Annotated in this window: 8 protein-coding genes and 1 pseudogene; 1 reads left to right on the forward strand and 8 read right to left on the reverse strand. The window is 54.6% G+C overall.

The window, feature by feature from the left end:
* On the forward strand, window positions 1–275 hold a 275-nt coding region (locus RSSM_RS34625), incomplete at its 5' end, for a hypothetical protein (protein ID WP_008677121.1).
* 102 nt (window positions 276–377) lie between these two features.
* Here RSSM_RS34625 and RSSM_RS09335 read toward each other — a convergent pair.
* The 8 genes and pseudogenes from RSSM_RS09335 to RSSM_RS09375 form a co-directional block, all read right to left on the reverse strand.
* Window positions 378–1,040, reverse strand: a complete 663-nt coding sequence (locus RSSM_RS09335; protein WP_160168120.1) for a class I SAM-dependent methyltransferase — start codon at window positions 1,038–1,040, stop codon at window positions 378–380.
* A gap of 308 nt (window positions 1,041–1,348) precedes the next feature.
* The gene (locus RSSM_RS09345) at window positions 1,349–1,966 is read right to left on the reverse strand and encodes a sugar transferase (RefSeq protein WP_008677127.1); all 618 of its coding nucleotides are present in this window, start codon (window positions 1,964–1,966) and stop codon (window positions 1,349–1,351) included.
* A gap of 1 nt (window position 1,967) precedes the next feature.
* Window positions 1,968–2,855, reverse strand: a complete 888-nt coding sequence (locus RSSM_RS09350; RefSeq protein ID WP_008677129.1) for a sulfotransferase family protein — start codon at window positions 2,853–2,855, stop codon at window positions 1,968–1,970.
* Window positions 2,852–4,150, reverse strand: a complete 1,299-nt coding sequence (locus RSSM_RS09355) for a glycosyltransferase family 4 protein (RefSeq protein ID WP_008677131.1) — start codon at window positions 4,148–4,150, stop codon at window positions 2,852–2,854. Before RSSM_RS09355 ends, RSSM_RS09350 begins: the two co-directional genes overlap by 4 nt.
* Window positions 4,150–5,430 carry a DegT/DnrJ/EryC1/StrS family aminotransferase gene (locus RSSM_RS09360; RefSeq protein WP_008677132.1) on the reverse strand — a complete coding sequence of 427 codons (1,281 nt, stop codon included), beginning with the start codon at window positions 5,428–5,430 and terminating at the stop codon, window positions 4,150–4,152. Before RSSM_RS09360 ends, RSSM_RS09355 begins: the two co-directional genes overlap by 1 nt.
* Before the next feature lies 1 nt (window position 5,431).
* Window positions 5,432–6,601, reverse strand: coding sequence for a non-hydrolyzing UDP-N-acetylglucosamine 2-epimerase (wecB, locus tag RSSM_RS09365; protein ID WP_008677134.1), 1,170 nt, complete (start codon window positions 6,599–6,601; stop codon window positions 5,432–5,434).
* A gap of 4 nt (window positions 6,602–6,605) precedes the next feature.
* Window positions 6,606–7,703 carry a polysaccharide biosynthesis C-terminal domain-containing protein gene (locus RSSM_RS09370; protein ID WP_008677137.1) on the reverse strand — a complete coding sequence of 366 codons (1,098 nt, stop codon included), beginning with the start codon at window positions 7,701–7,703 and terminating at the stop codon, window positions 6,606–6,608.
* 40 nt (window positions 7,704–7,743) lie between these two features.
* Window positions 7,744–8,028: pseudogene (locus tag RSSM_RS09375) on the reverse strand (hypothetical protein); the annotation flags it as partial.

The raw sequence follows: 8,028 nt of genomic DNA on the forward strand, positions 1-8,028 counted from the left end.
GTGATGTTTCGCTCTCGCTGATTCCATCCCCCACCACTCCTTGGCCGCACAATCACCCTATGCATGTCAGGGCGATCATCGACGAGTCCCAGTTTGATCTCGACACGCTTGTAACCCATTGGACGCAGAAATCCGGTCCAGCAGCAATTTTGTCACCGGAGGGGCTCCTTCAACTCCAAATCGAACTTCCCCAATCAACTGCACCCACCAACCTAGTCATCGAGCTACACCTTTCCGATTCGCTCGGCTCCAACACAATATCCCTAGAGCTATAGGCTCGACACCATTTCTTCGGCACGTAGGATCAAAGGCGCGGCCAACCGCGTTCCAACTGAGTCGAGCAACTTGATTGAATACCGACTGCGAAAGTCAATCACCTACTTTGGGGTGGAGTTCTTTCTGCACACTACGTGAACCCAAGCTTGCTCATCCCGCCAGCGATCAACCCCATTCAATGTCCGCCACACAGTGCCAGCGAGGCCCTTTTGATACGAACTGCGATTCTTGAACTCCAGTAAACGCGGTGGCTTGCTGTACATCTCGACGACTTCAAAACCTAGTTGGGTCAGCATCTGCCGGACGAAATCGCGGGTGTAACCGAATCGCATGTTCAGGTAATTGCGTTGCAACCAGCCACGCATTGCGATCTTGTCGACTCCAAGTCGAAATGCCCATCGGGCCAGAACCCGACTTAGCGAACGGATATTCTTGAAATCCAAAATCAGCGTCCCGCCCAGCCGAAGTGTCTCGTACGCACAACGAGCGGTATCTTCGGGGTCGGTGTGAAGCATCCAATTTCCGATAATCGCAACCACATCGGTCGCATCGGGCTGCACCGGAGCGTTCTGAAGTATTCCGTGATAGGGGCGAATACCGCTGAGCCCTTCTAATCGTTTCACCATCGGACTGGGATCAATCGCAGTGACGTCAGCGTCCGGATAGCGTTGCGAGATTCGCACCGATGTGAAACCGTCTCCACAGCCCACGTTAACAAAACGATCAATCCCATTGGGATGATACTTCTCGATCGACCGAATCACATGCGCCGCCACCCCCGCTTTGACCCCATCATTGTCTTACCAGTCAAAGCTGGGATAGATCTCACCGGACTCCGTCGCAATCCTTGAAGTCTCAATGAACAGGTCTCGATACTCCCGCTCGTCCCCAATGGCCTCGATCTCCGTTTCCAAAAGCTTGACGTTCAGAGTATCCGCAACGTTCGTGTCAAAAGTGATACCACATGAGTTGCAGATCGCGTGCCCATATTCCACATGGTCAAACTTTGAAAAAATCACGCTGACCGATGTCGAACCATTGCAGCTAGGACATACGATGGATTGTTTGTAATTCATGTTTTCTCACCAATAAGGGTGCGGACAATGATTTGGAAATCCCTTGTCAACGTCCACCTCGCAAGATAGTCACGGTTGATTTCGATCTTACGGGGCCAGATCACGTCGCGGTTGTACTGTTCGGGATTGTCTTGCGCGGCCAGTAGTTCTTCTTCGTCGCGAAACGCCAACGAGGCTGGTCCAGTGATGCCAGGTCGCAATGTAAGAATTACTCGGTCATCACCTTGTAACTTGTCCGCAAATCCGGCAACGTCGGGGCGTGGGCCAACCAAGCTCATGTGTCCAAGCACGACGTTGGCAAGCTGGGGTAGTTCATCTAACTTCGTTTTGCGAAGGATCGTGCCGACTTTGGTGATGCGTTTGTCTTGGCCCGTCGTCACTGTCGTGCTGATTGACGAATCGATGCGCATCGAACGGATTTTGAACAGCGGAAAAGATCGGCCATTTCGGCCGATGCGACGCTGGACATAAAAACCATTTGCCCGGGTGTCAATCGTCGCAGCAACCCAGGCAACAACGATCAACGGCGACACCACGATCAAACCGGGAATCGACACGCAAAGATCAAAAACGCGTTTGATCGAGCGTTCGCGAACCGACAAGCCTACCGCCACGCTAGCTCTTCACCTGTTCAATCGACGAATCGTATCCGTGCGCACGCAACGTTTCACCGACCTGACGTTCGACTTCCGTGGTGGTCTGGCGGTCTAATTTGGTTCGCCAGTTCCCTACGCTCTTCCTGGACACACCTTCAGACAAGGAAATAGCTTGCTCGTTCGGAACGGAGACCCCCAAGAATTCGGTGATGCGTTCTAGTTCGGTTACAGGGTCGCCCGTGAAATCTTCGTATCTTGTCGTGCAAACTCGGTCGGAAGCCAGTTTCGCCAGTTGCCGCGTCGCCGATTCTACGCAGACTTGCCACTGAATCGCACACGCCACCGCGACACCGTGGTTTTCAAAAACCGCCTGCATGCCATCAAAGCGTGGCCCCCAAAACGCCAACCGGCCGTCTTTGGAAAATAGGCGTCGCACTCGGTTGCCGAAGTACTGACCGCCATAGAACGGCAAGTCGGTCGGCGGCACGTAGCGTGCTTTCCGAAGAATGTACGGCACGTCCAGCTTGGCTTTCCAACGCAGGTTCGCCGACAACGCCGCGTCGCGTCCGTCGCGAACGATGTGGATGAAACGAGCATCGGGAAAGATCTGATCGATGAAGCCGCAACGAAGCGAATTCGCACACGTCTTCTCGACAACCGTTGTCGCATTTGTGGCTCGGGCAAGCTTTACAAACTGCCGACGGATGTAGTCAGCCACCCTTGGCGTCGCCATATCGCGACTAAATTGATCGGTCGGATAGCCTCGATTGCCGTGACGCCAGATGTAGTTGATCTCGTCACACGGCCAAGTTTCCAAACCTGGCAACCGTACCAAGATGTCGCGCAGCATATTCGTGCCGCTACGCCCGGCACCGATAATGATCACAGGCGGTTGTTGATTCGTCACGCGGTCACCTCGACGGTGGAGAAAGACTCGCTAGCGGATAGTTTGCTGATCAAACGGCTCCACGCCGGCATGACCGCCGATGGCACGGCGCGGTCCGCGGCAACTTTCAGCACACGCTCACGGATCGCAGCCAATTCGTGGGGCGATTCGGCTAACCTGTCGACCGCATCCGCCATACCCTGCGAATCACCGCAATCAACGGCAAACCCGAGCCCCTGCTGCCTAACCATTTGCGACAGTTCGCAATCGCTTTCCATCATCACACCGATTGGGCATCCCATCGCCAACAACGTCAGCGTCTTGCTGGGGTAAGCCACGGAAGACACCCCTGGTGAAAGAGTCACCAAGGTCAAGTCCGCATCCTTCATTAGTTGCTTGGCCACGGTCACGTCTTGATGCGGCATGAAGAACAGGCTGCGATCCAAACAGCCCAGCGCCTTTGCCAGTTCTCTTAGCGAACCGAGCGATGCCCCGGCACCCATCAATACAAATTCAACGTTTGGGTTCTGAACTAGGCTGGCAGCGCGAACAACATCGTCAAGAGCTTGGTAGCGTCCCAGATTTCCGGCGAACAAAACACGAAACCTATCACTCGATTTACGAAGCCCCGAAATAACGACGTCCTTTGAATTTTCGTCGTAGGACGGCAATTCAAAATTTCCGATCACCTGAGTGTTCGCGTCCAGCGATTCATCACGCCGCAAAAAGGTTCGAAGCATGTCTTCAGACAAACACACGATTGAGGATGCTTTGCGACAAGTCCGAGTATCGATGCCACGCAGGATGCGATACGCCCACCCCTTTGACATTTGACCAGAAAGGTTCGCGACTTCCGGCCAGATGTCCATCGCGTGATAGACGAACCGGCAACCTCGGATCCGGCTGCCCAGTGACGTCGCCGCCCCGGTCAAAACTGGCGGCACCGTCGAACACATCACGATATCATAACGCCCACCGTGGACCATCAGATGCCATAATATCTGCCACGCAAACCAAACGCTATTGGCTGCCCGCAACCAACCGGCACGCGACTTCTCGGGAATCATCCGACAGCGACGGACATCAATGTCGCCAAGTGATTCACGATACGGACGCCGTGCGTTTTCGACCTCGATCTTGTACGACGGTTGAGTGCTGAACACGGTGACGCGATGCCCTTCGCCTGCCAGGTGCTCGCCGATCTTACGCAGCAACGAAGCATATGGCGGCGAATCAGGCCAAAAATAGCGATGGATCAGCAAGATCCGCTGCCGAGGTTGATCGACCGACAAATGAGATTCCCGACCGCCCGACATCACGTATCCTTTTCGGCTGTTTTGTCGCTGGAAGATGCCGGCGGTGTTCCGTTCGCTAACGAATGGGTCGCGTGGACTCTTCGGATCACTTCGATGACCCGATCCATCTGTTCATTGGTCAGCGAGGAACCACTAGGCAAACACAGTCCACGTTCGAATAAATCCTCAGACAGTTCGCCGCCGACGTGCCGGCAATCCTGAAATACAGGCTGGCAATGCATCGGCTTCCAAATTGGACGCGCTTCGATGTTTTCCGCTTCCATTGCTTGACGCAATACTTCGCGATCGGTGCCGAACGCCGCCGGATCGACCACAATCGCGGTCAACCAACGCGTTGAACGACAGCCGTCCGGTTCGGGCATGTACTTAAGACCGGGAACATTGCACAACAATTCGCGATAGCGATCGTAAACGGCGCGACGCTGATTGACTCGATCGGGTAAAGCGCGTAATTGCCCACGTCCGATCGCGGCCAACAGGTTGCTCATCCGATAGTTGTAGCCGATCGATTCGTGTTCATAGTGCGGTGCTGGGACTCGGGCCTGAGTCGACAGATTCAGAATCCGCTCGGCCAGCTCACGATCGTCTGTCACCATCATGCCACCGCCGCTGGTCGTGATGATTTTGTTGCCGTTGAACGAAAAACAAGCCAGCTTGCCGAACTGTCCCGCCCTCCGATCGTGATAACGTGCGCCCAGCGACTCAGCCGCATCCGAAACGATTGGAACTTCGTAACGATCACAAATTTCTTGGATCGCGTCGTAATCGACGCACTGCCCCAGCAAGTCCACTGGCATGACGACTTTGGGCAAACGATTGATCTTCGCAAGCCGTTTCATTTCATCGGCCAACAACTCAGGACTCATGTTCCAAGTCTTGCGGTCGCTATCGATGAAAACCGGCTTGGCTCCGGTGTAAGCGATCGCATTAGCCGTGGCAACAAACGTAAGCGTCGATGTCAGGACTTCATCGCCTGGCCCCACACCCAACACGTGTAGAGACAGATGCAATCCAGCCGTGCAACTCGACAATGCAACCGCGTGAGCCCGACCTGTAAATTCTGCCAGTTCGTTTTCAAACGCGACGACATGCGGCCCGATCGGTGCAATCCAATTCGATTCGAAGGCATCCTTCAATAGCGGCCATTCCTGGTCCCCCATGTGTGGCGGTGACAGAAAGATCCGATCCGGTCGCGATTCGCGATCATCGGTTTGTCGCAACGAAGCTTGGCCGGCCTTTGGGTTCGCCTGATTTTGGGCGTCTTGTTCGGTGGGGCTCACGTCAAGCGTCCTCCGCGGATTCAATGCCCATCCAGCGGTGCGCTAACTTCGCCGTGCCCAGGATCAATCGGGTGACCCGTTGTGAACAATTTGTGACCTGATAATCGACCGGCGTCGGTGGAAATTGTCCCTCATCAAAGTCATCAATCACGTGACCAACACAATCCAGAATTCGATTGGGGTCGGTTCCCGTCAGAAGGATACTACCGGTATCGAGTGCTTCCGGTCGTTCGATCGCATTGCGAAGCGTCACCGCCGGGAATTTCAGCAACGACGACTCCTCACTGATCGTGCCACTATCGCTCAGCACGCACAACGCGTCCTTCTGCAAACGGTTATAGTCGCAGAACCCGAACGGCTTCAGCAAACTGATCTTGCCTAGCTGTGGATCTTCCGCAGTCTCGATGCCGGACGTGCCGAACTGTTCGATGCGTTTCAGCGTTCGTGGGTGAGTCGACACCACAACGGGGACGTTCCGATCCTTTGCCAAGGACTGCAACCCCAACAACAAAGACGAAAGAGACTTCGCATTGTCAACGTTTTCTTCACGGTGCATACTGACCAAGACGTAGCCCTGCGGCGTCAGTCCTAATCGTGATAGCGCATCCGATGCGTCGATCTTATCGGCGTAGTGATGCAACACTTCTCCCATGGGCGACCCCGTCACGTAGATGCGACGTTGGGGGAACCCTTCGGAGATCAGATGCCGCCGCGCGTGTTCGGTATAAACCAAATTGAAATCACTGATCGCGTCAACGATCCGGCGATTCGTTTCTTCGGGAACGTTGAAATCAAAGCAACGGTTTCCGGCTTCCATGTGATACAGGGGAATCTTCATCCGCCGGGCCATGATTCCCGCTAGTGCGCTGTTGGTGTCCCCCAAGATCAAGACCGCATCCGGGCGTTCTTTTTGCAACACCTTCTCCGTCTCGATCAGCGTCCCACCTAGCACGTTGCCCAGCGAAGACGTGTCGACGCCAAGGAAGTAATTCGGTTTTCGTATTTCCAATTCATCGAAGAAGATCTGATTTAGTTCGTAGTCGTAGTTTTGACCGGTATGCACGATCACGTGATCCGTGGCACGGTCGAGCGCCGCCATGACGCGGGCGAGACGGATGATCTCCGGTCGCGTCCCCAGGATCGTGGCGACCTTCAGGCGTTGACGATCCATGACGTTAAACCTCTAAAAAGAAAGTGTCGGAATTTTCGGGATCGAAATGCTCGTGCGCCCAAAACAGCGTCAGCAATTCGTCGTCACCGACGTTGGAAATGTTGTGCGTGTACAAGGTTGGGATGTCGATCGCTTGCGGGCGGTTGCCGCTGACATCGAAGGCGTGCGTGTCACCCGACAAGACGTGACGAACACGGATTTTGGCGGTCCCCTGTACCACCAAAAAACGTTCGACCTTGCGAAGATGAAAATGATTCCCGCGAGTGATTCCCGGCTTCGTGGTTGATAGAAACACCTGGCCTGGTCCATCCGAACGGATGGATTCAAACAATCCCCCACGATCGTCACTGTGAACGGTCAAATCGATCGGTCGCTGGTCCATTGGGATATAAGATCGATACGTGTTGAACAGTCGTAGGTCCATTGGATCTTCGACGTTGGGCACCACACCATCGGCATAACGTCCAGCCAGGTGCTGCAAGCGAGCAAGAAGCTCGCTGACTTTCATCGGCACGCCTTTGGGTCGAACCGTTCCGCTGCCCGTTTCGATCGCATTCCAAAACAGCTCGGCTACCTGTCCGGCGTGAAGCAGTTCCAAATCACCATCGCTGGCGATCGTCGGCGTCTCGCCGCTGGCGACCTGATGACAAAACGTGCTGACGACCGAATTGTAGAAGGGTTTACCATGTTCCCCAAAAACATGCGGCAGCAAAACGTCCGTCAGTTGTCCGTCCGACTTGCCCGCCCAATCGGCGAGCCGATCCGCCACCGCCTTCTTTGACCTCCCGTACGGCGTGTCTCCGGTGCTGTGAATGGAGTTGCTGTAAATCACGTGAGCCGACGAAACACTGGCCGACAGAGCACTGGCGAGTCGGTCAGCGATGGCAACATTAGCCGCCGCAACTTTCTCGGGTTCACCTCGGTTTTGACCGGCGAAGTGATAGACGACATCAGCGTCGGCCAATGCCTCTTGCAATTTCGCCGTGTCATCAAAGGTGGTGTGATCAATCGGCCGAACCTTGACGTCGGGTTGCGTCTTCAAGTGAACCAGAGCGTGCCGGCCCAGCAAACCGGCCGAGCCAGTGATGCAGATGTTCTTCATGGAAAGTATGACCGGGTCGCGGATCTTAACTGTAGCAATACTACTTAGATACCTCGGAAGCGATTTTGTCACGCGCCAATTCTTCTTGAACTTCTGGCAGCGACAACAAAAGCTCCTTAACTTCGCCAAGGCTTAGGTGACGCGTTGTTTCGGAATCGTAGTCATGTAACTGTGGCCTAATTTCATCACCCTCGGTAAAGAACCCGGAATAATTCAGGTCTCTTTCGTCCATGGGAATCCGAAGAAAATCACCCATGTCTTCTGCCCGAAGCATCTCGCTAACACTCGCCAGAGCTTCGTGTTGCTTTTCGCCGTGACGGACTCC

The sequence above is a fragment of the Aporhodopirellula sallentina SM41 genome (assembly GCF_000346505.1).
GTDB classification, from domain to species: domain Bacteria; phylum Planctomycetota; class Planctomycetia; order Pirellulales; family Pirellulaceae; genus Rhodopirellula; species Rhodopirellula sallentina.

Excerpts from the sequence above, each read along its gene's own strand:
- RSSM_RS09355 (WP_008677131.1), bottom strand. The coding sequence starts at position 4,150 with ATGTCGGGCGGTCGGGAATCTCATTTGTCGGTCGATCAACCTCGGCAG.
- wecB (WP_008677134.1), bottom strand. The coding sequence starts at position 6,601 with ATGGATCGTCAACGCCTGAAGGTCGCCACGATCCTGGGGACGCGACCG.
- RSSM_RS09370 (WP_008677137.1), bottom strand. The coding sequence starts at position 7,703 with ATGAAGAACATCTGCATCACTGGCTCGGCCGGTTTGCTGGGCCGGCAC.